At 63.1% G+C, this 20,199-nt stretch carries 25 protein-coding genes, 2 tRNA genes and 1 pseudogene; 17 read left to right on the top strand and 11 right to left on the bottom strand.

The window, feature by feature from the left end:
- The first annotated feature begins 23 nt into the window (after positions 1-23).
- The gene (locus BHMPCIPO_RS12060; RefSeq protein WP_173516968.1) at positions 24-182 is read left to right on the top strand and encodes a hypothetical protein; all 159 of its coding nucleotides are present in this window, start codon (positions 24-26) and stop codon (positions 180-182) included.
- A 151-nt stretch (positions 183-333) separates the two neighbouring features.
- A complete protein-coding gene (gene greA / locus BHMPCIPO_RS12055) occupies positions 334-816 on the top strand; it encodes a transcription elongation factor GreA (protein ID WP_173516967.1) in 483 nt (160 codons plus the stop codon).
- Positions 817-841: 25 nt separating this feature from the next.
- Here the strand turns inward: greA and BHMPCIPO_RS12050 are convergent, their stop codons facing one another.
- A complete protein-coding gene (locus tag BHMPCIPO_RS12050; RefSeq protein ID WP_173516966.1) occupies positions 842-1,330 on the bottom strand; it encodes a MarR family winged helix-turn-helix transcriptional regulator in 489 nt (162 codons plus the stop codon).
- 155 nt (positions 1,331-1,485) lie between these two features.
- Between BHMPCIPO_RS12050 and BHMPCIPO_RS12045 the strand changes: the two genes are divergently transcribed.
- The 5 genes and pseudogenes from BHMPCIPO_RS12045 to BHMPCIPO_RS32845 all read left to right on the top strand — a co-directional run.
- Entirely contained in the window at positions 1,486-1,881 is a 396-nt protein-coding gene (locus BHMPCIPO_RS12045) for an Ohr family peroxiredoxin (protein ID WP_173516965.1), read from the top strand.
- A gap of 236 nt (positions 1,882-2,117) precedes the next feature.
- Complete coding sequence (locus BHMPCIPO_RS12040) at positions 2,118-2,573, top strand: (2Fe-2S)-binding protein (protein WP_173516964.1); 456 nt, start codon at positions 2,118-2,120, stop codon at positions 2,571-2,573.
- Between the two features lie 4 nt (positions 2,574-2,577).
- A complete protein-coding gene (locus tag BHMPCIPO_RS12035) occupies positions 2,578-4,731 on the top strand; it encodes a xanthine dehydrogenase family protein molybdopterin-binding subunit (protein ID WP_173516963.1) in 2,154 nt (717 codons plus the stop codon).
- A gap of 2 nt (positions 4,732-4,733) precedes the next feature.
- Positions 4,734-5,375, top strand: coding sequence for an Isoquinoline 1-oxidoreductase subunit (locus BHMPCIPO_RS12030; RefSeq protein WP_210266439.1), 642 nt, complete (start codon positions 4,734-4,736; stop codon positions 5,373-5,375).
- 59 nt (positions 5,376-5,434) lie between these two features.
- Positions 5,435-5,611, top strand: a pseudogene (locus BHMPCIPO_RS32845) (4-hydroxy-tetrahydrodipicolinate synthase); the annotation flags it as partial.
- Between the two features lie 31 nt (positions 5,612-5,642).
- Here BHMPCIPO_RS32845 and BHMPCIPO_RS12025 read toward each other — a convergent pair.
- On the bottom strand, positions 5,643-7,094 hold the full coding sequence (locus tag BHMPCIPO_RS12025) for a CYTH and CHAD domain-containing protein (RefSeq protein WP_246304300.1): 1,452 nt from the start codon (positions 7,092-7,094) through the stop codon (positions 5,643-5,645).
- 372 nt (positions 7,095-7,466) lie between these two features.
- Between BHMPCIPO_RS12025 and BHMPCIPO_RS12020 the strand changes: the two genes are divergently transcribed.
- The 3 genes from BHMPCIPO_RS12020 to BHMPCIPO_RS12010 all read left to right on the top strand — a co-directional run bounded on the left by BHMPCIPO_RS12020 (position 7,467) and on the right by BHMPCIPO_RS12010 (position 10,466).
- Positions 7,467-8,573 (top strand): endonuclease/exonuclease/phosphatase family protein, encoded by a 1,107-nt coding sequence (locus BHMPCIPO_RS12020; protein ID WP_173516961.1) that lies wholly within the window; start codon positions 7,467-7,469, stop codon positions 8,571-8,573.
- A 2-nt stretch (positions 8,574-8,575) separates the two neighbouring features.
- Positions 8,576-9,316 carry an NUDIX hydrolase gene (locus tag BHMPCIPO_RS12015; RefSeq protein WP_173516960.1) on the top strand — a complete coding sequence of 247 codons (741 nt, stop codon included), beginning with the start codon at positions 8,576-8,578 and terminating at the stop codon, positions 9,314-9,316.
- A 232-nt stretch (positions 9,317-9,548) separates the two neighbouring features.
- Positions 9,549-10,466 (top strand): PhzF family protein, encoded by a 918-nt coding sequence (locus BHMPCIPO_RS12010; RefSeq protein ID WP_173516959.1) that lies wholly within the window; start codon positions 9,549-9,551, stop codon positions 10,464-10,466.
- 78 nt (positions 10,467-10,544) lie between these two features.
- Here BHMPCIPO_RS12010 and BHMPCIPO_RS12005 read toward each other — a convergent pair.
- A tRNA-Lys gene (locus BHMPCIPO_RS12005) sits at positions 10,545-10,620 on the bottom strand.
- Positions 10,621-10,997: 377 nt separating this feature from the next.
- Between BHMPCIPO_RS12005 and BHMPCIPO_RS12000 the strand changes: the two genes are divergently transcribed.
- Positions 10,998-11,073 (top strand) — tRNA-Lys (locus BHMPCIPO_RS12000).
- 48 nt (positions 11,074-11,121) lie between these two features.
- On the opposite strand, the gene BHMPCIPO_RS11995 is transcribed toward BHMPCIPO_RS12000, so the two are convergent.
- Positions 11,122-11,379 (bottom strand): hypothetical protein, encoded by a 258-nt coding sequence (locus BHMPCIPO_RS11995; RefSeq protein WP_210266438.1) that lies wholly within the window; start codon positions 11,377-11,379, stop codon positions 11,122-11,124.
- Between the two features lie 623 nt (positions 11,380-12,002).
- Here BHMPCIPO_RS11995 and BHMPCIPO_RS11990 point away from each other — a divergent pair.
- Positions 12,003-12,263: a DUF1127 domain-containing protein gene (locus BHMPCIPO_RS11990; RefSeq protein ID WP_173516957.1), complete on the top strand. Its 261-nt coding sequence runs from the start codon at positions 12,003-12,005 to the stop codon at positions 12,261-12,263.
- A gap of 8 nt (positions 12,264-12,271) precedes the next feature.
- On the opposite strand, the gene BHMPCIPO_RS11985 is transcribed toward BHMPCIPO_RS11990, so the two are convergent.
- The 3 genes from BHMPCIPO_RS11985 to BHMPCIPO_RS11975 form a co-directional block, all read right to left on the bottom strand.
- Positions 12,272-12,520, bottom strand: coding sequence for a hypothetical protein (locus BHMPCIPO_RS11985; protein ID WP_173516956.1), 249 nt, complete (start codon positions 12,518-12,520; stop codon positions 12,272-12,274).
- Positions 12,521-12,849: 329 nt separating this feature from the next.
- On the bottom strand, positions 12,850-13,101 hold the full coding sequence (locus tag BHMPCIPO_RS11980) for a dynamin (protein ID WP_173516955.1): 252 nt from the start codon (positions 13,099-13,101) through the stop codon (positions 12,850-12,852).
- A gap of 281 nt (positions 13,102-13,382) precedes the next feature.
- Entirely contained in the window at positions 13,383-14,360 is a 978-nt protein-coding gene (locus tag BHMPCIPO_RS11975) for a glycosyltransferase family 2 protein (protein WP_173518153.1), read from the bottom strand.
- 269 nt (positions 14,361-14,629) lie between these two features.
- On the opposite strand from BHMPCIPO_RS11975, the gene BHMPCIPO_RS11970 reads away from it, so the two are divergent.
- The 3 genes from BHMPCIPO_RS11970 (at position 14,630) to BHMPCIPO_RS11960 (ending at position 16,482) form a co-directional block, all read left to right on the top strand.
- Positions 14,630-15,337, top strand: a complete 708-nt coding sequence (locus tag BHMPCIPO_RS11970; RefSeq protein ID WP_173516954.1) for an FkbM family methyltransferase — start codon at positions 14,630-14,632, stop codon at positions 15,335-15,337.
- 130 nt (positions 15,338-15,467) lie between these two features.
- Positions 15,468-15,821 (top strand): hypothetical protein, encoded by a 354-nt coding sequence (locus BHMPCIPO_RS11965; protein ID WP_173516953.1) that lies wholly within the window; start codon positions 15,468-15,470, stop codon positions 15,819-15,821.
- Between the two features lie 244 nt (positions 15,822-16,065).
- Positions 16,066-16,482, top strand: a complete 417-nt coding sequence (locus BHMPCIPO_RS11960) for a hypothetical protein (RefSeq protein ID WP_173516952.1) — start codon at positions 16,066-16,068, stop codon at positions 16,480-16,482.
- Positions 16,483-16,934: 452 nt separating this feature from the next.
- Here BHMPCIPO_RS11960 and BHMPCIPO_RS11955 read toward each other — a convergent pair whose 3' ends face one another.
- From BHMPCIPO_RS11955 to BHMPCIPO_RS11945, 3 genes are all read right to left on the bottom strand, one after another.
- Positions 16,935-17,339: a heme-copper oxidase family protein gene (locus BHMPCIPO_RS11955; RefSeq protein WP_173516951.1), complete on the bottom strand. Its 405-nt coding sequence runs from the start codon at positions 17,337-17,339 to the stop codon at positions 16,935-16,937.
- Between the two features lie 120 nt (positions 17,340-17,459).
- Entirely contained in the window at positions 17,460-17,669 is a 210-nt protein-coding gene (locus BHMPCIPO_RS11950; RefSeq protein ID WP_173516950.1) for a hypothetical protein, read from the bottom strand.
- Positions 17,666-18,082 carry a hypothetical protein gene (locus BHMPCIPO_RS11945; RefSeq protein WP_173516949.1) on the bottom strand — a complete coding sequence of 139 codons (417 nt, stop codon included), beginning with the start codon at positions 18,080-18,082 and terminating at the stop codon, positions 17,666-17,668. The genes BHMPCIPO_RS11950 and BHMPCIPO_RS11945 overlap by 4 nt, the downstream gene beginning before the upstream one ends.
- Before the next feature lie 257 nt (positions 18,083-18,339).
- On the opposite strand from BHMPCIPO_RS11945, the gene BHMPCIPO_RS11940 reads away from it, so the two are divergent.
- Positions 18,340-18,588, top strand: coding sequence for a hypothetical protein (locus BHMPCIPO_RS11940; protein WP_173516948.1), 249 nt, complete (start codon positions 18,340-18,342; stop codon positions 18,586-18,588).
- Between the two features lie 149 nt (positions 18,589-18,737).
- Positions 18,738-19,253 carry an NUDIX hydrolase gene (locus BHMPCIPO_RS11935; RefSeq protein WP_376741637.1) on the top strand — a complete coding sequence of 172 codons (516 nt, stop codon included), beginning with the start codon at positions 18,738-18,740 and terminating at the stop codon, positions 19,251-19,253.
- 218 nt (positions 19,254-19,471) lie between these two features.
- Here BHMPCIPO_RS11935 and BHMPCIPO_RS11930 read toward each other — a convergent pair whose 3' ends face one another.
- Entirely contained in the window at positions 19,472-20,122 is a 651-nt protein-coding gene (locus BHMPCIPO_RS11930; RefSeq protein ID WP_210266437.1) for a S24 family peptidase, read from the bottom strand.
- Between the last annotated feature and the right edge of the window lie 77 nt (positions 20,123-20,199).

Genomic DNA, 20,199 nt, shown 5'->3' with positions numbered 1-20,199 from the left:
GTCGAGCAAGATGCCGCGACGATTTGTATTTCCTTGCGGTGATCACCGTCTTCCGCGCCGAGCGAAAGTGCCTGGACGGCAAGGGCGGCGGGGCCGAGGACGTGATTGATCCGATGCGACGTTTCGATCGGGTGGGTGTAGATCTCAGCTTTGGCGATACAATCAAGGGCCTGGGTGCCTAGGGAACCTGTCTGCAAACCCCGGCTGCAGGAATTGGGGACGAGCGACGGGCAGGCACCGCGGGCGAAAATGCGATAGAGTTGATTGCCCGGCGACGGACCGATATTGGAGCCGGCGCCGAAAGCCGATTGCAGTCAGACGGAGTTCTTGAGATTGAGCGTTGCCTTCACCAAGGAAGAAAGTGCCGAAACCGCCGCGGAAACGCTGTTGCCGGATCGCCCGATTTCGCCGCATCCGAACCTGGTGACGGAAGCCGGGCTGAAGGCCCTGGAGGCGCAGCTTCGGGAGGCACGCGTGGCCTATGAGGCGGCGGCCGCGGTCGACGACGTCAACGAGAAACGCCGCCAGCAGGCGGGGCCCTTGCGCGATCTGCGCTACCTGAACGAGCGGCTGCGCACCGCCCAGCTCATGCCGGAGCCCAGCTCGGCCGAGATCGTCGCCTTTGGCAGCACGGTTACGTTCAGCCGCGACGATGGCCGGGTGCAGACGTACCGCATCGTCGGCGAGGACGAGGCGGACCCCAAGGCGGGATCGATCTCCTATGTCTCGCCGGTGGCAAGACTCCTCATGGGCAAGGCGGTCGGCGACGTCATGAGCGTCGGCGACCAGGAACTCGAGATCGTCGCGATCGCGTGAACGGAGCCCCGGAATTGGGGCTCGGCTATTCCTTGCGGGGTGCAGGCTGGCCCGAGCGCAGCAGGTTGTCGCGCAGCCTTGCCACCGATTGCTGCACCGTTTCAAACTCGTCTCCGAGGCCGATGGCGTCGATGAGTGCGGAGCCGGGATCCGCATCCACCAGGTCGCGGCCGGCCGGCGTGAGCGTGAGGCGCACCTGCCGCTCGTCGGCGGGATCGCGCCGGCGCTGCAGGTAGCCGTCCGCCTCGAGCTTCTTGAGGATCGGCGTCAGCGTGTTCGATTCCAGGAAGAGCTTTTCGCCGAGCATGCTGACCGTCTGGCCGTCTTCCTCCGAGAGGGCCACCAGGGTCACGTATTGCGTATAGGTCAGGCCCAGCTTGTCGAGCAGAGGCTTGTAGGCACGGCCGAAGGCGAGGTTTGCCGAATAGATCGCAAAGCACAGGAAGGTGGAGAGCTTCTTGCCGCCCTTTGCCGGCGTGGTCTCTGGGGCTTTCGCTGTCTTGGACATAGGCATGGGGTGTCCTCTTTTTTTCTCTTTCCGTCTCTGCACTTAATATAAATCGCATCCGATTAAATCGCAATGGTATTGACGCCGTTTCCGGCTTCATCTATATACATCGCATCCGATTGAAACGGATACGATTAAAAACGAACAGAGAGGAAAACGACATGACCGAGAAGCTCCTTTTCACCGGCACGACCCACAATACCGGCGGCCGCAACGGCGGCACCGTGAGCCGCGACGGCACGCTGGAACTGAAGCTGTCGCAGCCGCATCCGGCCGCGGAAAACCTGTTCGGCGCCGCCTGGTCGGCCTGTTACATCGGCGCGATCGAGCTGGCTGCGCTGCAGCGCAAGGTCAAGCTTCCCGCCGGCCCCGAGGTCGATACCGAGATCGACCTGAACGTCGACGACGGCTCCTACTTCCTGCGCGCCCGGATGAACGTTCGCCTGGAAGGCCTCGACCGCGACGTCGCCCAGGAAATCATCCACGCCGCCCACGAGATCTGCCCTTACTCCAAGGCGACGCGCGGTAACATCGATGTCGAGACCCATCTCGTCTGAGATCGCCTGAAAAATTCTCCTTGATTATCATCGGGATGTGCCGGAGCTGGACCACCAGCCGCGGCGCATCCCGATACCGTTTCAGGGCTCTCGTCCCATGAAACGCGCGACGCGCCGCCGACCGCGGCGGCGGCTTCCCCCCTCGACCTCACAAGAATGTAATTTGGGCGATCGCTGCCCCTGCTGGTACTTTCGCGCCTTCGCATGTACAGGGGACGGCTCCGGCCGATGGACACATGCCTTACAATCTCACGGTCAATGGAAAGAACTATGCCGTCGATGTGGACGGCGACATCCCGCTGCTTTGGGTCCTGCGCGACACGATCGGGCTTACCGGAACCAAGTTCGGCTGCGGCATCGCCATGTGCGGCGCCTGCACGGTGCATGTCGACGGCCAGGCCGTGCGCTCCTGCGTGACGCCGGTTGTCGACGCCGCCGCAAAACAGATCACCACGATCGAGGCCATCGGCGACACGCCCGAGGGCAAGCGGGTGCAGCAGGCCTGGCTCGATATCGACGTGGTCCAGTGCGGTTACTGTCAATCCGGGCAGATCATGTCCGCGGCCGCGCTGCTGGCCGCCAATCCGAAGCCCAGCGACGACGACATCGACGCGGTCATGGCCGGGAACATCTGTCGATGCGGCACCTATCCGCGCATTCGCGCCGCCATCAAGCTGGCAGCACAGGGGTGATGAGATGTCCATTTTCGACAGGGCCAACCTTGCCTTATCGCGCCGCCAGCTTCTGATCGGCGCATCCTTGACGGGGGCCGGACTGGTGATCGGCCTCAGGCCGCAGCCGTCGGCCGCAGCCACGGAACCATTCGCGCCGAACGCCTTCATCCGCATCCCGCTGGAAGGCAAGATCGCCTTCATCATGCCGTCGGTGGAAATGGGGCAGGGCATCTATACCGCTGTCGCCATGATGCTGGCCGAAGAGCTGGAGGTCGGCCTCGACCAGGTGGTGCTGGAGCATGCGCCCGCCGATCCCAAGCAATATGCCAATCCGCTGCTCGGTGACCAGATCACAGGCGGCTCGCTCGCCATTCGCGGCATCTACGAACAGATGCGCAAGGCCGGTGCCACGGCCCGTATCATGCTGGTGAGTGCTGCGGCCACCGACTGGGGGATTTCGCCCGACGCCTGCAAGGCCGAGGCCGGACACGTGATCGAGACCGGCGGCAGCCGGCGGGCCGCCTATGGCAGCCTGATCGCGGCGGCGGCGTCCCAGGCCGTTCCGCAGGAGGTGCCGCTGAAAGCGGCATCGAGCTACCGGGTGATCGGAAAGCCCGTGCGCCGCCTCGACAGCCCGGAAAAGGTCAACGGCACCGCGAAGTTCGGCATCGACGCCCGGCCGCAGGGTGTGTCCTATGCGGCGATCGCGATCTGTCCGCATTTCAACGGCAAGCTGCGCGCGGTCGACGAGGCTCCGGCCATGGCGGTCAAGGGCGTCGCCCAGGTGGTTCGCATCGACGAGGCCCTCGCGGTCGTCGCCAACAATACCGGTGCGGCGCGAAAAGGGCTTGCGGCGCTTTCGATCGAATGGGATCCGGGGCCGAGCGCCACGGTCTCGCAGGCCGAGCTCGAGCGCCGCATGGACGCGGCGATCGACGGCGAGGCCTTGCGGCACATCAACGAGGGCGACGTGGCGAAGGCTGAGGCGGAGCACGGGCCGGTACATGAATTCATCTACCGCATGCCGATCCTCACCCATTCCACCATGGAGCCGATGAACTGTACGGTGCATGTCAGGCCCGATAGTTGCGAGGTCTGGGTGGGAACCCAGGTCATGGGGCGGGCGAGGCAGGTTGCCGCCGACGTCACCGGCCTGCCGGTCGAAAAGGTCGTCGTCCACAACCATCTGCTCGGCGGCGGCTTCGGCCGGCGGCTCGATGTCGATGGCGTCATCCTGGCGACCAAGATCGCCAAGCAGGTCGCCGGCCCGGTGAAGGTGACCTGGAGCCGCGAGGAAGATATCCGCCACGACTGTTATCGCTACCTCAACTACAGCAAGGTGACGGCGACGCTCGGTCCCGACGGCATGCCCGTTTCGTGGCGCCACCGGGTCATCGGGCCCTCGGTCATGGCGCGCTGGCTGCCGGCCTTCACCAAGGACGGGATCGACCTCGACCAGATGGCGGGGGCGGAATCGCCCTATCAGATCCCCAACCGCTACACGGACTTCGCCCGCCACGAGGCGCCGGACGGCATGCTGACCGGCAACTGGCGCGGGGTCGGGGCGACGCGCAACATCCCGCCGATCGAAGGCGCCATCGATGAGCTGGCCAATGCTGCGGGCATCGATCCGCTCGACTATCGAAGGCGGCTGCTGCAGCACAAGCCCCGGCTTCTCGCCGTGCTGAACCTCGTCGCCGAAAAGGCCTCCTGGTCGACGGCGCTTCCAGAAGGCAAGGGAAGGGGCATCGCGCTGACGGAGGACTTCGGCAGCTTCGCCGCGACGATCGCCGAGGTCAGCATCGGCGAGGACGGCCGGTTCCGGACGGAGCGGATCGTCTGCGCCATCGATTGCGGCCAGGTGATCAATCCGGACACGGTGGAGGCACAGATCCAGAGCGGCGTCGTCTATGGCCTGAGCGCCGCACTCTACGGCCGCATCACCGTCGAAAACGGCGCGGTGGTCGAGGGCAATTTCGACGATTCCCCCGTCCTGCGCATCCATGAGACGCCGCCGATCGAGGTGCACATCGTGCCGAGCACCGAGGCGCCCGGCGGCATCGGCGAGCTGGGCACGCCGGGTGTGGCGCCGGCGCTCCTCAATGCGATCCATGCCGCGACCGGCAAGCGGCTCCGGACTTTGCCGATCGACCAGACCGATCTCAGGAGGGTGTGACCGTGACCAAGCGAACGCTTACTCTCTCGCTTGTCGCCGCCCTCGCTGCGGCCGGTCTCGTTGCCGCCCTTGCGCCCATCACCGGCTATGCCGAAACATCCGGTGGCGGCGCGTTGAAGGCGGTCTCCGAGTTCTCGTCGATCGCCGATGCCAAGGAACGCTCGAAGGCGATCTTTGCTGAAGCAAGCCGTGTGCTGACTCATCCGCGCTGCATCAACTGCCATCCGGCGACACGCAGCCCGACGCAGGGCGAGGACATGCACCCGCATGTGCCGCTGATGATCGCCGCCGACAGTTCGATGGGACCGGCCGGCCTTGCCTGCAGCAGCTGCCACGGTGCGGAGAACCGCGGGATCGTCGGCAGCCGGCTCAAATCCATTCCCGGCAACGCCCATTGGCAACTGGCGCCCGAAAGCATGGCCTGGCAGGGCCTCACCGTCGGCGAGATCTGCCGGCAGGTGAAGGACACGGAACGCAACGGCAACCGCTCCCATGCCGATCTCGTCAAGCACATGGGCGAGGACCATCTCGTCGGCTGGGCCTGGCATCCGGGCGAGGGCCGCAGCGCGCCGCCCGGGTCTCAGCCGGAGCTGGCCGCGCTGATCGCCGCCTGGGTGCACACGGGCGCGGAATGCCCGGACTGAGCGGCAGCTCATGCCCGGACTGAGCGGCAGCTCATGCCCGGACGCTTTCCGACTGGCAGCGTCTTGCCGATCTGCCCAGGCTGCTGTTTGCCGAGCCGAGCCCGGGGCCGATCAAGCACTGGCTCTGGCGTTCAGGACTGATCGACAGCCCGGAAATGCGCCTGCCGATGGTGCCGGTAAGCGACGTGCTGGCAGCACGGCTCGACCAGGCGATGGCAGCGCACCGGCAGGGATAGCCCACGCCATCGGCCGCGCGCGGGCCGTTCGTTACCGCCAGAAGCGCTTGGCGTCGATCACGTCGTCGAGCGCGTTCTGCGCCTGGTCGATCAGCCTGTCCTTGTCGGCGTGCACGACCAGCGTTTCGGCGTCCGGGTGATCCTCGAGGCCGATCTCGCCGAGCACCAGCGGCCCGGAGACGAGATCGTTCAGCGTGCCGAGCCGGTCCTGCAATCCGGTCATGGCTTCGATGAAGCGCTTGTGGCGCCTCGTGCCCCGCTTGTCGTCAAAGAGCGCGGCAAAGAACTCGGCGGCATAGCGCAGCTTCTTCGCATCCTTGCGGGCCTCGTGCCGCTGCTCGTCGCTGACCTTGGCCAGCGCGCGGCCATGCTTCTTCAGCTTGCGGCGCGCCCGGTCGAGAGCGGCTTCGGCAAAATCGGCCACCGGCCGGTCGCGAAGCTCGGCGGGCGGCGTCGACAGGTAGTCGCCGCAGTGCAGCCATTGCTGGAGATCGAAGAGAAGGGCGCGGCCGCGTGCGCCGTCGAGCGCCTCGAAGACTTCGGCGTAGCGGGCGGCGCGCGCCGTCTTCAAGTGGTCGCGCAATTCCGGCTCCGGGTCACGCGTCAGGAGGACGTCGACGTCGCGGGTCTTGCCGAACACGGCGGTCAGCCATCTCAGCTCGCCCTTGATGCGCTGGCTCTCCTCGTCGCCAAGCAAATCCCTGTAGAGCGAGATGGCCGAGCGCAGGCGGCGAAGGGCGACGCGGGCCTGGTGCAGCGCCTCCGGGTTCCGGCGTTCACGCAGCACGTCCTCGTTCAGGCGGTAATGCCTAAGACAGGCAAGCGCGATGGTGCGGAAGCTCTTCGTCACCCGCATCTCGCGGTCGAGCTCGACCGGTTCCGCCTTGAAGACGACCGGTTGGGCGTCGATCAGGCGGAAGCCACGCTCGGCCTTGGAGAGAACGCCGAAGCGTATGGGAACGATCGCCTCGATGCGGCGGGCGAGGGTGAAAAGCGCCTTCGGGTCGCCGTCCTTCAGCTCGAGTTCGATCTCGCCGACGGCGGTCTGGCGGCTGCCGGCGGTGACCATGCCGCGGTCGAGCACCACTTCGATCCTCGCGCCGTCCTGCTCGACCTCCCAGGTGCTGCGCTCGACCTCGACGGCAAAGTGCGGCTCCAGGTCATCGGGCTCCAGGCCGAACTCGGCGGCAAGCGGGGTGGTGTGATCGACGACCGGCTCGTCGGCGGAAAGCGGCTGCTCCCATTCCGGACGGGCAAAGACCGAGGCGCCGGGGCCGGTCGCCTTGATCGTCTGGATGCGCGCCGTGCCGACCGTGCGGATGCGCAGCGTGAAGCCCGACTGGTAGAGATCGCGGCCGCGGGTATCGAAATAGACGGACCGTTGCTGCTCTATGCGCGCCGGCTCACCGAGGAAGTGGGACTCGGCGAAGCGGGCAAGATCTTCGGCAGAGAGCTCGAGCTTGAGTTCGATTTCCGTTTTCAAACCATCCTCCATGAGCGCAAGGGTATCCAACCCCATTGGAGCACAATGGTTCATGGTTTGAATGACATGGATCATATGGCGCGAATTTTCGGGTCGCCGGGAAATCTCGCTTGCGGAGCCGTGAGCGCGCGGCGAGGGAGTTCGGGCCCACATTTGCGGCCCGACAACTGATTGGAGTGCCGCAATTCCGGACGGAAAACCGCTTCGCACTTTTCCTGAATTTGCTCTGTAAAGCCGCAATTCCGGACGGAAAACCGCTTCACACTTTTCCTGAATTTGCTCTGTAAAGCCGCAATTCCTAACGGAAAACCGCTTCGCACTTTTCCTGAATTTGCTCTAAGCTCCCGGCACTTCATGCCACGGAATCGATAAATGTCGCTTCGCCTTGCCACCTTCAACATCGAAAACCTGTTGAGCCGCTTCGATTTTTCCGGTTTTCGCAACCAGCTCAAGCAGGACCGGGTGCTGAGGCTCTTCGACGTGAAGAGCGAGGCGGAATACCAGCGGCTGGAGGAAGCGCGCACCATCGCGCATACGGATGATACGCGGCAGATGTCGGCCTTGGCGATTGCCGATTGCGATGCGGATATCCTCTGCCTGCAGGAAGCCGACAACATGGCCTCGCTGCAGGCCTTCGAATACAACTATCTGTTCCGCATGGTCGGCAACGGCTACCGGCAGAAATACCTGATCGAGGGCAATGATTCGCGCGGGATCGACGTCGCGGTGCTGATGCGCGAGGAGACGCGCGACGGCCAGCCGATCGAGTGCCTGGACGTGAAGAGCCATGCGGGGCTGACCTATGAGGATCTCGACCTCTTCAACGACCAGATCGCGCTGACCAATCGGCCGGCCGACCGGATCTTCAAGCGCGATTGCCTGGAATTGGATCTCACGATCGGCGGGCGGCCGCTGACGCTCTATGTCGTGCATTTCAAATCGATGGGGCCGGCGCGGGAGGGGCTCGATGGCCGGCAGGCGACGATGCCGCTGCGCGTGGCCGAGGCCAAGGCCGTGCGCCACATCATCGAAAACCGCTTCGGCCGCGGACGCACCGCCGACAAGATGTTCGCGATTTGCGGCGACATGAACGACTACCAGGAGAAGGTCAACATTCTCGGCGACCGGCGCAACGGCTACGAGTTCGTGCCGCACGAGGAGGAGACGAGCGCGCTCGACATCTTCAGCCATGACGGCTTCGTGGAAAACCCGATGCTGCGCCGGCCGGTGCTCGACCGCTGGACGCTGTTTCACAGCCGCGGGCCGCAGGAGCGCCATCTCTGCCAGCTCGACTATATCTGGCTTTCGCCGGCGCTGGCCAAGCGCAACCACGCCCAGGTGCCCGAGGTCATCCGCGGCGGCCAGCCCTTCCGCACGATCTTTCCGCCCGGGCAGGAAGTGGAGCGCTACCCGCGCACCGGCTGGGACCGGCCGAAGGCGTCGGACCATTGCCCCGTGGCCATGACGCTGGATGTGTGACCATGGGCGCTCTTGAAAGCAATACGGCTCACTGGCCGGCCGAAGGCGTCATCATCCCGATCGACGACGTCGAGATCCGCGTCAACGGCGCGGCGCATCCGTTTCATCTCGGCGAGGCCGAGCGCGCGCAGCAGAACTGGCAACGCGAAATCGCGGCCAACCCGCATCTCTTCGATGGCCGCATGGTGCTGCAGCGGGCGCTGAGGATCGAGGACGGGCGCATCCGCGGCGAGGGGCATGTCGTGCCCTATTCGACCTTTCTCTGGTGGCGGAAGACGCGGGCCGAGGGCGCCTTCCATCTCTTCGCCATGCCGGCGATCCTGTCTTCCGACGGTGCCTTGATCCTGGTGCGCATGGGCCCGCACACGGCCAATCCGGCCCGCGTCTACAGCCCTTCCGGTTCGCTGGAGCCCGAGGATATCGTCGAGGGGCGCTGCGACATCGCCGGCAACATCCGCCGCGAGGCGCTGGAAGAAACGGGCATCGATCTCTCGCTTGCGACAGCCGAGCCCGGCTATCACCTCCTGCACATGGACCGCGCCGTAACCGTCATCCGCGTTTACCGCTACCCGGAAACGGCCGCGGCGCTGGTTGCGCGCGTGGCGGCGCACATTGCCGCCGATCCCGAGCCGGAGATCGACGAGGCGATCGCGATTTTCGGTCCGGACCCGGGCGCCTACAACTATCCGCCGTTCATTCCACCCATTCTGGAGTGGCTGTTCGGGCGAGAAGCGTCGCTCTGATTTTGAGTCAACGGGGCGTGATATCCCTTTGTATGTGCGAGCCTTTAGCCTGCGCCGCCTGATAGGCCCTGTTGGCGGGTGCGCGCCGGCCGGAAGCAGCCAAGGCAAGAGGCGGCGCATCCGGGGTTAAAGAAATCGTGAATCGCGCCGAACTGTGTACCGGTGCTCTTAAGCCTTGCCGCACGCGTCACGACGTTGCAAAGTTTCGAGGTATATTCACAAGGGGACATGAATGGCGCTGAGCTACGCGATCTACGACGTCTTCACCGACAGGCGACTCGAAGGCAATCCACTGGCTGTGGTCTTCGGTACCGACCGGCTGGACGACGAGGCGATGCAGGCGATCGCGCAGGAATTCAACCTGTCGGAGACGGTGTTCATCCGCAGGCCCGGCGGCGCGGCGCACACGGCGAAGCTCAGGATCTTTACCCCCGGCCAGGAACTGCCCTTCGCCGGACATCCGACGGTTGGCGCGGCGATCGCCATTGCCGAGGCGCAGCACGGCACGATCGAGGAGGGGATCGACCTCGTGCAGGTGCTGGAGGAGAAGGTGGGTCCGGTGCGCTGCGCCGTTCGCCTCAAGCCCGGAGTTGCGAGCTTTGCCGAGTTCGACCTGCCGCGCAAATCGATGCGGCTCGATGCCCGCTTCGACCGGCAGTCGATCGCCGATGCACTGAGCCTGAAACTCTCGCAGATCGGCTTCGAGAACCACGTACCTTCATTCTGGAGTGCCGGCGCCCCCTTCGTGATGGTGCCGGTGCACGATGTTGCAACGGTTTCCTCGATCGAGTTCGATTCGCTGCGCTGGGAACAACTGACGCCGATGGCCGAGGGGCGCTTGGCATCGGCTTACGTCTATTGCCGCGGCGGCGTGAACCACATGGCGCGCTTCCACGCCCGCAAGTTCGGGCCCGGCGCCGGCAGCCTCGAGGACCCGGCGACCGGATCGGCCGTGGCCGCTCTCTCCGGCGCCATCCATTATTTCGACCAGTTCGTTGACGGCCATCATCCCGTGCTGGTCGAGCAGGGGGTGGAAATGGGACGGCCGTCCTTCATCCACCTGCATCTCGACATCACCGGCGGGGAGATCACCAACGCCCGCATCGGCGGCCAGGCGGTGAAGATCGCCGCGGGCGAACTCTACGTCTGAGGCGTGGAATCGCGCCATCTGAGGCGTGAAGTCGTTCGTACAGGAAATTTCAGCTTAATCAGCGCTTTAGGAGAAATCTGGTGGGTGATCACGGGCTCGAACCGTGGACCCGCTGATTAAGAGTCAGCTGCTCTACCAACTGAGCTAATCACCCATCCGTGACCGCTTCGGTCAAGTCCCGTCGCTGTCGTGAGGGGGCGTATAAAGGCGTTCGATTGGCTTGTCCAGCGCCTTTGTGAAAATCTTTTGAAAAAATTTCGCCGGGCTGACGTGGCTCTGTGGAGAAGCTGTTATCCACCATCAGCGCGCGCATTCCCTTGGGGACCGGCACCTCTTCTGCCGCTCACGGAGGGAAGACGCAATGCACTGGGACACGCTCCGGAAACCGGGAGCTCAAAGCGCGAGCACTCAAAGAGGGCCGCCGATTTCGACCGCTCCGGGAGTTTTGGAAACGCGCTGTAATTTAAATGGCGACAGACAAGATTACCCCTTGAGAGTCATCGGGCCGTGCGCTAAAGCGACGCCACGGATGGGTGATTAGCTCAGTTGGTAGAGCAGCTGACTCTTAATCAGCGGGTCCACGGTTCGAGCCCGTGATCACCCACCAAAAACTTCTCCTAAAGCGCTGATTAAATTGCCTTCGTTGCGAAGTTCGTCAATTGACGAAGCGCGGGCTGATATTGCTGAGAAGCATCACCACCTTGTCTTCTATCGCCTGGCAGTTGCTTTCATAGACGGCTGTCAAAGGCTCATCCGACATCGCGTGCTCTCTCAGTTCGTCGCGCGTGATCACGGCGACGCCATAGGCCGCCATCAGGCTGTTGAGCGCCAGGAACCTCAGCTCTGAAATCTGTTTCCGATGCCTTGGTAGTCGTACCATGAGCCGTGCCCGGCCTATCTTCTCGAAGTCCATCATTCCACCTCGAATGTCCCGTGAGGTGCAGTGTCCTCCACAATCAGGCAGGTGGCAACAAACTGCGGCCATGTTTCTTCTGCGCTGGGCACGATGCCCTTTGGTGGCGAGGCTCGTTGCGAACCAGGCTGGGAAGCCGAGGCGCCAGGGCCGCCGAAGCCGTTGCCGGTGGATCTGACGATCTCGAAGATCAAAGCCCGGGTCGAGGTTCGGAGGAGCGGAAGCCCGGATGGTCCTGATTTCGGCGCGTGACGCATGGATGGACCGGCAAGCACCGCCTGTTGCCTCCGTGCAACAGGCGTTTTGTCATTCCTGCAGTCTGCGATTGTCCTCTTGCCCGGAAAGTAAGCTTGTGTAATTATTCGCCAAATCGGAGCTCAAACCAGAGGAGGCATACGATGATTCATAATTTTGTGCAGATGCTCGCCTCTGGTGGAATGGTCTGCTCGTCACGACGAGTGCGCCATAATTCTACGAGTTACTTCGGCGCTTAAGCGCAACGCGAGCTCCGCCTTTCGTATATTCCATTTTGACTTGATGTGACCGGTTCCCGGAACGCGATTCCGTGTCCGCGTGCATCCATAATCTAGAGGACCCGGCCGCTCGCGGCGGCGGGATCGATCATGCACGAATTGCAACTTACCTCCGCCGGCGCCTTGCCGGCGATCATGGACGACCTGTTCCGGACCTTCGGCTTCCGGCGGACGGTCGGGGCTTTCCTTGGTGCTGCCTGGAGGCGTCGCCGGACGCTCAACCAGCTCAGCCATCTCTCCGATCGCATGCTCCGCGATATCGGCGCGGAGGAAGCGGTGAAGAAGCCCGAGATCGCCGACATTTCGCTTTGGCAAATGCCGGTCGGCTATCCGGTTACCAGGCACAACTGAGACCCGCCCTACAGCGCCGTGCGTCTCGCAAGACGCGCGGCGTCCGGCAGGGCCATCGCCGGTTGCCGTTCGGCGGCAAGCTTGGCGGCGCAGTCATGCCTTATCATCGCCGCGGCGAGGTTCGCCCGGCCGGTGCCGGTCGCTTTGGCCTTCGCTGCCGCCATGTCCCTGCACCAATTTGCGTCGAGAACCTCCTGCGGGATGCGCGGCATGCAGGACGACAGAAGCAGCAGCGAACAGAGGAAGACGACGCGCATTCGGGGGCTCCATTGGCGGGAGCCGGATTCATAACATCGGCAAGCCGGAAGGGAACAGGGCGGTGACGCTGTCGGATATTTTTCGAGCGGCGGGCTCTGTTTCAGCCTGCCAGCGCGACATCTGGGAAGAAAGCCTGAAAGAATTGCGCAAGCGCTTTTTTGGGGAGTACGGACCCCGTCGATCCGATGAGGCACGGAACCTTTGGTGGCTAACATGCGGCCGGCACATGGCTGCCCGGCCGCGATAACGTCGCAGCGTCTGGCCTGTCTTGTCTGATGCGACCACCCGGTGTCCGCCCGTGCGACAGGGGTGGTCGCGTTTTAGGCCGTTACTGGCTCGTAGACGGTTGCGTTGTTGACGGCTGGGTCGTCGACGGCTGAGTGGTCGAGGGCTGAGTCGTCGACTGGTCAGGCGTTGCCGGCTGTTGCGTCGCTGGCTGCTGCTCGGTCGTCGAGGGCTGTGTCGTCGTCGTTGCCGGCGGGGTCTCGGTCGCTTGCTCGCCCCCCGGTCTCAGGTACACGACGCCAAGAATGATGAGCACGATCACAACCACGATGCCGATGACTGTGTTTCGATTCATGCAGGCTTCTCCTCAGGTTAAGTGCCTCAGAGCTGTAAATGGAGCGGTCGGTCGAATTATCAACGGCCAAGCTCGCGGGTCGGTTGAAAATCCGACGATGCGGTTGCGCGGCGACCGGGGCGCGCCGTTTATCGCGCGGGCAGAGGCATTGCCGGATGCGGCGCGGGCCTCAGCGCTTGCCGCCGGCGGCGCGCTACAGCGCCGCGCGTCTTATGAGACGCGCAAAGGTCGCTGTAGCACTTTGATTTGCTGCATGTCCTCGTCCTGAAATCGAGGTCGATTTAAGGAGACATGCAGTAGGGCACGGGGGTGATGAAACCGAGCCGCAGCAACTGCTTCGAGCCGTCGAACTTCACCGAGGATTGGGAAAAGAGCTGCAGCGCGCCGGTGTCGGCGAGCGCTTGCGTCATCTTTGCGTAAGCCGCCGAGCCATCGAAATATTGTCCGTCGGCAACCGCGTCCTCGAAGACCTTCTCGTAGTCGGCGAAGAACTTGAAATGCAGGAGAGCGCCGAGCACCGAGGCGAAATTGCGCTCATAGGGCAGCGGCTGATGGATGCTGGCGCCGAAGCAACAGTCCTCGTCCCAGAAGATCAGCGGATACTTGATCAGTTCCAGGTCCGCCTCGAACTCGCGGTGGCGCGCGCCGCCCTTGACGGTGATGGCGCGCCGGGTCGTCGCCAGCGAATAGCCGCCGCTGTCGAAATGGTCGGCGATTTCCCAGGGCGCGCGGGTCTGGAGCTGACTGACGTCCGCGGCGTCGAGATCGACCGGATACATGTCCAGCATCGGCGCCGGCAGCCGCGAAATCTGCAGATCCTCCAGCGCATGGATGACCGACCACAGGGTGCGGTTCTCGCAATCGTCGTAGACCAGGAATTCATCGGAATCGACGTTCACATACCAGCGGTCGCCGCCATAGAGGGCAAACAGCGCCTCCCGCCAGAGGCGGCCGCGCCGGGCCTCCTTGTAGCGCAGCGCCGACGCCCACAGGTCGACGTCCGGCTGGTCCAGCAGATATTCGCGCGTGCCGTCGGTCGAGGCATCGTCGACGCCGATGAAGCGGGTAACGCCCAACGACCGGTAATGCGCGAGAAAGCCGGGCATCAATTTGGCGTCATTGCGCGTGAGGAAAACCAGTGGAAGATCATCGGGATAGAGCGACGTCTGCCCGAGCGGGCTGACGCAGCGCAGCTCCACGTCGCGGCCCGCCGACCGTTCGCGACGCTCCACCTTGGCCGATTCATACCAGGTGATCAGACGATCGAAGAGGTTTCGGTCCGCGATCATCTCGGCGTCGGATTGATCCCTGAAAGGATAGGTAATGGCTTTCATTCCGATTCCGATATGTATTCTTCATACATAATATAGCGGGGGCTTAGATCAAAAACGCCGGTGAAGCAAATGCGGAATGCGATCGTTCCGGATGTGGCGGCCGGCGGTGCATCAGATGTCGAGACTATGCAAACCCTCTTACGCAGGGCGCAAAATCGTACTAACTGGCGGGGAGAAAATCCTTGGGACAGAGCATGAAACGCCTTCTTCGTTCGATTCGGAAGAAATTTCGCTATCTCACCAATGCACGCACGGTGACGATCGACGGCATCCGGCTGGTGTCCGACGAGGCGCGTGTTCCGGCCGTCGTGCGCGACCTGATGTACCGCGAGGTCTACGAGGACACGGAGCGCAACATCCTGCTTCGGCTGCTGAAGCCCGGCTCGAAGGTGCTGGAGGTCGGAACCGGCGTCGGCTTCATCGCGCTGCTTGCGGCAAGGATCTGCGGCGCCTCGAACGTGCTGACCTACGAGGCCAACGCGACGCTGGAGCCGCTGATCCGCGAGAACTTCCGGCTGAACGGCCTCGAGCCCGCCTTGCGGCTCAAGGCGATGACGGCCGACGGGCGCAAGATCTCCTTCTTCCGCAGCGAGAACATCATTTCCTCCAGCGCCTATGACCGAGAGCTTCCGGGCGCGAAGGTGGAGATCGAAAGCGACGTCTTTTCCGAGGTTCTTGGAACCTATCGTCCAGACGTGCTGATCATGGACGTGGAAGGCAGCGAGGACGAGTTGCTGCGCGTCGCCGATTTCGGCTCGGTCAGGGATATCCTGGTGGAACTGCACCCGCATATCATCGGCGAGGCGAAGGTCGAGGAATTGAAGGCGATTCTCGCGGCCAAGGGCTTCCGGCAGGGCGAGACCGACCGCAAGACCTTCCATTTCCACCGGAATCGCGCTTGAAACCAGCCGATTTCCCATGCCGCCAAGGCGACCGCGCAACTTTTTGGCGGGTCGTTTGTTACTCCTGCATTCATGTTCACTTCGCTAACCTTGGGGTCCACTCAACGGGTAGCGGGTGGAGGAGAAAGATATGACACACACGATAAGCAAGCTTCTGGCCATGGCCGTGATCGCCGTAGGCGCCGTCACTGCGCTGCCTTCGGTATCGCCGGCGCAGTCGCTGGACCTCTATATCGGCCCGCGCGGCGACGACGGCGATTATCGCGACTACCGCCGCTATGATGACGATGACGACTACTACTATAGACCGCGGCGCGGATGCACCCCCCGCCAGGCCATTCGCCGCGCCTATGGCTACGGCATGCGCGATCCCGAGATCGCCGGCATAAGCCGCAACCGGATCGTCGTCGAAGGCATCGGACGGCGTGGTGAATACGCCAGGATCGATCTCGCCAACCGCCGCGGTTGCCCGCGCATCCGCTAAGGCGCTCCCTCGTCGCGACCGCGCATCCGCCGCGGTCGAGGCGCTGTCGAAATTCCCCGCCGCGCAAGCATGCGCGCGATGCCTTCGTTCGTGATGCTACCGCACGTTTCCCTTGATCGTCTGATCAGGCGCGTGGCGCTGTCGGCGGCGGCGTGATGCCCGCGCCCGGGTCGGCGTGATGCGGGACTGCCGATCGGTTCGCCTGATTCGCCTGAACAGGGCCAATGTGCTACAGCGTCCGCCGATGATCACTCCGGCCTCTTCGACATCCACGCCGCTCGGCGAGCGCGCCTGCGGCACCTGCACCCTTTGCTGCCGGCTGCCCGATATCGACGCATTGGCGAAGCCGGCGAACGACTGGTGCCGGCACTGTGTCGACGGTGAGGGGTGCCGGATCTACGCGCAGCGGCCGCAGCTCTGCCGCGATTTCCTCTGCCTCTGGCGCACGGATGAGGCGCTCTGCGACGCCTGGGACCCGGCGCGCTCACGCATGATGATCTATCGGCAGGGGCCGCAGGTCACCGTGCTCGTCGATCCGGATTTTCCCGAGATCTGGAAAGAGGCACCCTATGCCGAGACGCTGCGGCGCTGGGCGCGCGAGGGCGAAGGCGGGCAATATGTCATCGTCTTTGTCGGCGACGCCGTGTTCAAGGTCGACTGAGGTCAAGATCGGTGGAGTTGCCGTTACATACGCTCGAAAAAGAAGGCCCCGCACGAGGGCGGGGCAAGCAGGCACCCAAAATGGCTCGGGGTGCGGGGAAGCGCAGTCCAGAAAGAACGTACTGCGCGGTACGGAAGCTAACGCGCATCCGGCAGCCGGGGGAAGGCCAGATTCGGCGATTCCGGTACGCTTGCCAAAATAAATCCCGAGAAGCAGCGGGGGGCGGGCAATTTCCGTCGTGCTCGTCTTTCGCCGTTTGTTAGATCATTTCACTGTTTCATGGAAACAGTGAAATGATCTAACCTTTTGAAATTACGCAATTCCGGACGGAAAACCGTTTCACACTTTTCCTGGAATTGCTCGAGGGCGGACGGATGCCGTACAGGAAAGGTTCTCCGGTCTTTCCTGTATTGCCCTGGCCCAGTGGTTGCGCGTTCGGCGCTCGGCGCGCTTTATCGCGGCCGCAGTGCGCTCGGCTGGGCAACCGTTTCGCCGCTCGAAAAGATGACGACGGCAAAGAGCAGCACGCCGATGAAGGCGACGATCGAGGCTGCAGCGACGATGGGTTCGATCTCGGGCCTGCCGGTGACCATCAGATAGAGCGATGGAACGAGCACGGCGACGCCTGATGTGTAGACGTAATACTGGATCATCGCCAGCCGGCGCTCGGCCTTGGCCGGGTTGAGCGCATAGTAGACACCGAAGATCGCCATCGTGACCCAGCCGAGCAGGTTCGTATGGGCGTGCGCCGGCGTGGCGGCATGATCGTGGCTGATCGCCATGTGCAGACCGATCATGAGGCCGATGATCAGGAAAATGATTGCGGTCTTGAAATAGAGATGGGCAAGACGCGGCATCGAATCTCTCCTCTTTGTGCTCCCCGCCCGCTCTATTAGCATTTTTGCAAATTAATGATGATTGCCAAATTTGGGTATTTTTGCTCCGTCGCAATTCCCGCGAGCGTGCGCCGTCATGTCTCATGAGACGCGTGGCGCTCCGGAAGGCCGGGCGGTTGCCGCGGCCAGTTCGGCGCGCTTGCGCGTGGCCATGTCGTTGAAAGCGGTGAGGTTCAGGCGCTGCAGATAGGCCGATATCGCGGCTTCGACGCCATGCTCGTTGCCGCCTTCGGCTTCCCAGAAGGCTTCCATGGCGGCGAAGAGGGCGGATTTGTCGAGCGTCGCGGTCATCCGAGATCGCAACCGAACTGCTGGCGGTGGTTGAGCGTGCCGTGCGCGGCCTGGCTGTAGGGTGGCCGCTGCGCCGCGAAATCGGCGCACCATCGGTCCCAGGCGTCGGAGGTGCGGACAAAGGCCGGCAGCTTGTGTTCCTCCTCGGGGGTCTGGTCGTAGCCGTCGAGCCAGGCGTCGGCGACCGTCTCGGTGACGTCCTCGCCGTGGAGCGCGTCGAGGTCGAAGCGGATCAGCCTTGAGACATGCTCGCCATCATGGGTCCGAAGCCAGTCGGCAGCGGTCCTGTAGGTGGTGCCGACGGTGTCGGTTTCTTCGCAAAACCAGCCGGCGCCGAGCGTCATGACGGCGAGAATGATCTCGCGTCCCTGGAGGAACGGCGCGCTGCCCTTCATGGCGTCCGCGATCAGCACGTCAGGCATCCTTCACCTCGGTCCGTTCGAGGTGCGCACGGGCGGCCCTTTCGGGCTGCCGTCGGTCCCTCCGGTTTCGTCTTTGCAGGAATATAGGAAAATTCCTATTTCGTGGTCAATAGGAAAGGCACCGCCGGCAGGAATTTTCTTCGCGGCCGCCGCCCCGAGCTGTCGATAGGCGATTATTTGTTCTTGTTTTGTTCTGATGATTGCGCCACCTTGGGGCCGCCATTCCAGGTGGCGGAAAGGAACATGGGATGATCACCTATTTCGTCGTTCAGAGCTTCACGCTGGGGAGCCGCGGGGCGCTCCTTGCCGACAATCCGGTGCAGGCAACCGGGGCCGAGCATGCGGTGCGGCTGGCCGAAAGGCTGGCGGCAACCAAGGTGGGCGTCGTCGCCTTCAGCCGTTCGGGCGATCTTGCGACCGGGGAGTTCGAGGATGCAAGGGTGCTCTTCATGGCGGGCGACCTGCCGATGGAGATCGAGGAGGGAATGGCGGCGTGAGGTGCCGCGGCGGTGGGCTCCGTGATTACGAAGCGAAGCCGCCGTGGCACGGAGGGCGCTTCTCTAATCGGCCGGCGAGGACGCAGGAGATCGTCGTCCGCAGTTAGTCCATTGCAAACATGCCTTTGTAGCTGCGATAGCAGGCTAACGTGGAAAATGTGAAAGGCACCAATATGAACGACAGAACCATGATCGTTTTGGATAATGGGCCGTCTCGGTTCCAATTCAGGGCGGCGGCGCTTATCTGGGCTGAAGGGCATATTTTGATCCATCGCTCCGTCAGCGATCCATTTTGGGCGCTTCCTGGCGGTAGGGTAGAGTTTCACGAAGCATCAGCCGAAACTCTGTCGCGAGAAGTCGAAGAGGAACTCGGGAGCACCTCAGTTGTGGGCCCTCTGCGGCTATTGATCGAAAACTTTTTTGAGTTGGGCGGCAAGAAAGCCCACGAGTTAGGCTTTTACTACGATGTGCAGTTGCACTCACCGCCTCCTTTTGTTCAGAACGCCATTGTCCACCGCAGCCGTGACGGGAATGCCGACTTGGAATTCCGTTGGGCTTTACCGGAACAGCTACCAAGCTTTGACCTCAAGCCAACAGCATTAATCCCCCTAATCGCGAGGTTACCATCAGCTTTTAGCCACGTCGTTCACCGGGACAAACAATGATTGCATAGCGACAGCATCTTCACGTGCCTGGCAAACACTGATCGACGGGAACAAGCGTTAGGCACCGTATTTCCCGTCCCTGTCGGCGATAGGGGGTGCCAGCCAGGTCCGGTCGCCTGTCGTTTTTCTCCTGTGCGATCATCGAGGTTCGCATCATTTGCTGGTGAACGACATAACGCCTTGAATAGGCGGGAATATTTCCGCCATGGCCTTGCGGTCTACCGGGCGCTGTACTTGCCGACGACCCGGTGGCAGAAGGACCACTCGACCCGGCTCTCGGTGAACTCCAGGAAGGGGTTGTACTGCCGGAGCGTCCATTCGCGGTCGTTGAAGGAGACCAGCCGCTTGATGATCGCTTCGGCATCGTTGGCGGGCGGCACGTGATAGAGCACCACGTCCTTGTCGCGCGCCGGCGGCAGATGCGGGTGGACGAGCGCCATGTCGCCGGGTTCATAGGCCGGGATCATCGAGCTGCCGGTGAGATAGATGCCGTAGGCGCCCCTGACGCCCTCGAGCACCGAGGGGCGCTTGACATATTCGACCGCATCGAAGGTGACGATGACGTGGCCGTCGCCGCCCTGCGCGGCGGCGAAGATCGGCAGGTCACGATGGCCGACGAGCTGTTCGCCGGGCACGATCTGCGGCGCGAAGCCGGGCGCGCGCCTCATGGGCGCTTCGCCGGCGGCCGGTGCGCCCTGGATCAGGTCGACGATCGTGCGGGCGTCGCGCTCGCGCAGTTCCCGCGGCGTCTCGCGCTCGACGAACTGCTGGATATAGGCATGGTTCTTCGCGATCGCGATCGACAGATCCTTGTAGGTCGTCTTCTTCGCTTCGACTGCTTCCCGGATGAGGCGGCGCAATTCGTCCATGGCACTGGCATCCCAGATTCCGTTTCTGACGTCCAATAGGAAATTTCCTCTTGATGAATCTAGGAAATCCTACTACG

Origin of the sequence: Ensifer sesbaniae (assembly GCF_013283665.1) — a bacterium.
GTDB lineage: Bacteria > Pseudomonadota > Alphaproteobacteria > Rhizobiales > Rhizobiaceae > Ensifer > Ensifer sesbaniae.
The sequence above is the reverse complement of the archived record's forward strand: the minus strand, read 5'-3'. Positions and strand labels throughout refer to the sequence as shown.

Bases quoted from the DNA above. Each gene is read 5' to 3' on its own strand.
- BHMPCIPO_RS11980 (WP_173516955.1), bottom strand. From the start codon at position 13,101: ATGAATCGAAACACAGTCATCGGCATCGTGGTTGTGATCGTGCTCATC.
- BHMPCIPO_RS12050 (WP_173516966.1), bottom strand. From the start codon at position 1,330: ATGCCTATGTCCAAGACAGCGAAAGCCCCAGAGACCACGCCGGCAAAG.
- BHMPCIPO_RS11995 (WP_210266438.1), bottom strand. From the start codon at position 11,379: ATGGACTTCGAGAAGATAGGCCGGGCACGGCTCATGGTACGACTACCA.
- BHMPCIPO_RS11965 (WP_173516953.1), top strand. From the start codon at position 15,468: ATGACACACACGATAAGCAAGCTTCTGGCCATGGCCGTGATCGCCGTA.
- BHMPCIPO_RS12020 (WP_173516961.1), top strand. From the start codon at position 7,467: ATGTCGCTTCGCCTTGCCACCTTCAACATCGAAAACCTGTTGAGCCGC.
- BHMPCIPO_RS12045 (WP_173516965.1), top strand. From the start codon at position 1,486: ATGACCGAGAAGCTCCTTTTCACCGGCACGACCCACAATACCGGCGGC.
- BHMPCIPO_RS11960 (WP_173516952.1), top strand. From the start codon at position 16,066: ATGATCACTCCGGCCTCTTCGACATCCACGCCGCTCGGCGAGCGCGCC.
- BHMPCIPO_RS11985 (WP_173516956.1), bottom strand. From the start codon at position 12,520: ATGCGCGTCGTCTTCCTCTGTTCGCTGCTGCTTCTGTCGTCCTGCATG.
- BHMPCIPO_RS12010 (WP_173516959.1), top strand. From the start codon at position 9,549: ATGGCGCTGAGCTACGCGATCTACGACGTCTTCACCGACAGGCGACTC.
- BHMPCIPO_RS12040 (WP_173516964.1), top strand. From the start codon at position 2,118: ATGCCTTACAATCTCACGGTCAATGGAAAGAACTATGCCGTCGATGTG.
- BHMPCIPO_RS11955 (WP_173516951.1), bottom strand. From the start codon at position 17,339: ATGCCGCGTCTTGCCCATCTCTATTTCAAGACCGCAATCATTTTCCTG.
- BHMPCIPO_RS12015 (WP_173516960.1), top strand. From the start codon at position 8,576: ATGGGCGCTCTTGAAAGCAATACGGCTCACTGGCCGGCCGAAGGCGTC.
- BHMPCIPO_RS11940 (WP_173516948.1), top strand. From the start codon at position 18,340: ATGATCACCTATTTCGTCGTTCAGAGCTTCACGCTGGGGAGCCGCGGG.
- BHMPCIPO_RS12035 (WP_173516963.1), top strand. From the start codon at position 2,578: ATGTCCATTTTCGACAGGGCCAACCTTGCCTTATCGCGCCGCCAGCTT.
- BHMPCIPO_RS11950 (WP_173516950.1), bottom strand. From the start codon at position 17,669: ATGACCGCGACGCTCGACAAATCCGCCCTCTTCGCCGCCATGGAAGCC.
- BHMPCIPO_RS11970 (WP_173516954.1), top strand. From the start codon at position 14,630: ATGAAACGCCTTCTTCGTTCGATTCGGAAGAAATTTCGCTATCTCACC.
- BHMPCIPO_RS11990 (WP_173516957.1), top strand. From the start codon at position 12,003: ATGCACGAATTGCAACTTACCTCCGCCGGCGCCTTGCCGGCGATCATG.
- BHMPCIPO_RS11930 (WP_210266437.1), bottom strand. From the start codon at position 20,122: ATGGACGAATTGCGCCGCCTCATCCGGGAAGCAGTCGAAGCGAAGAAG.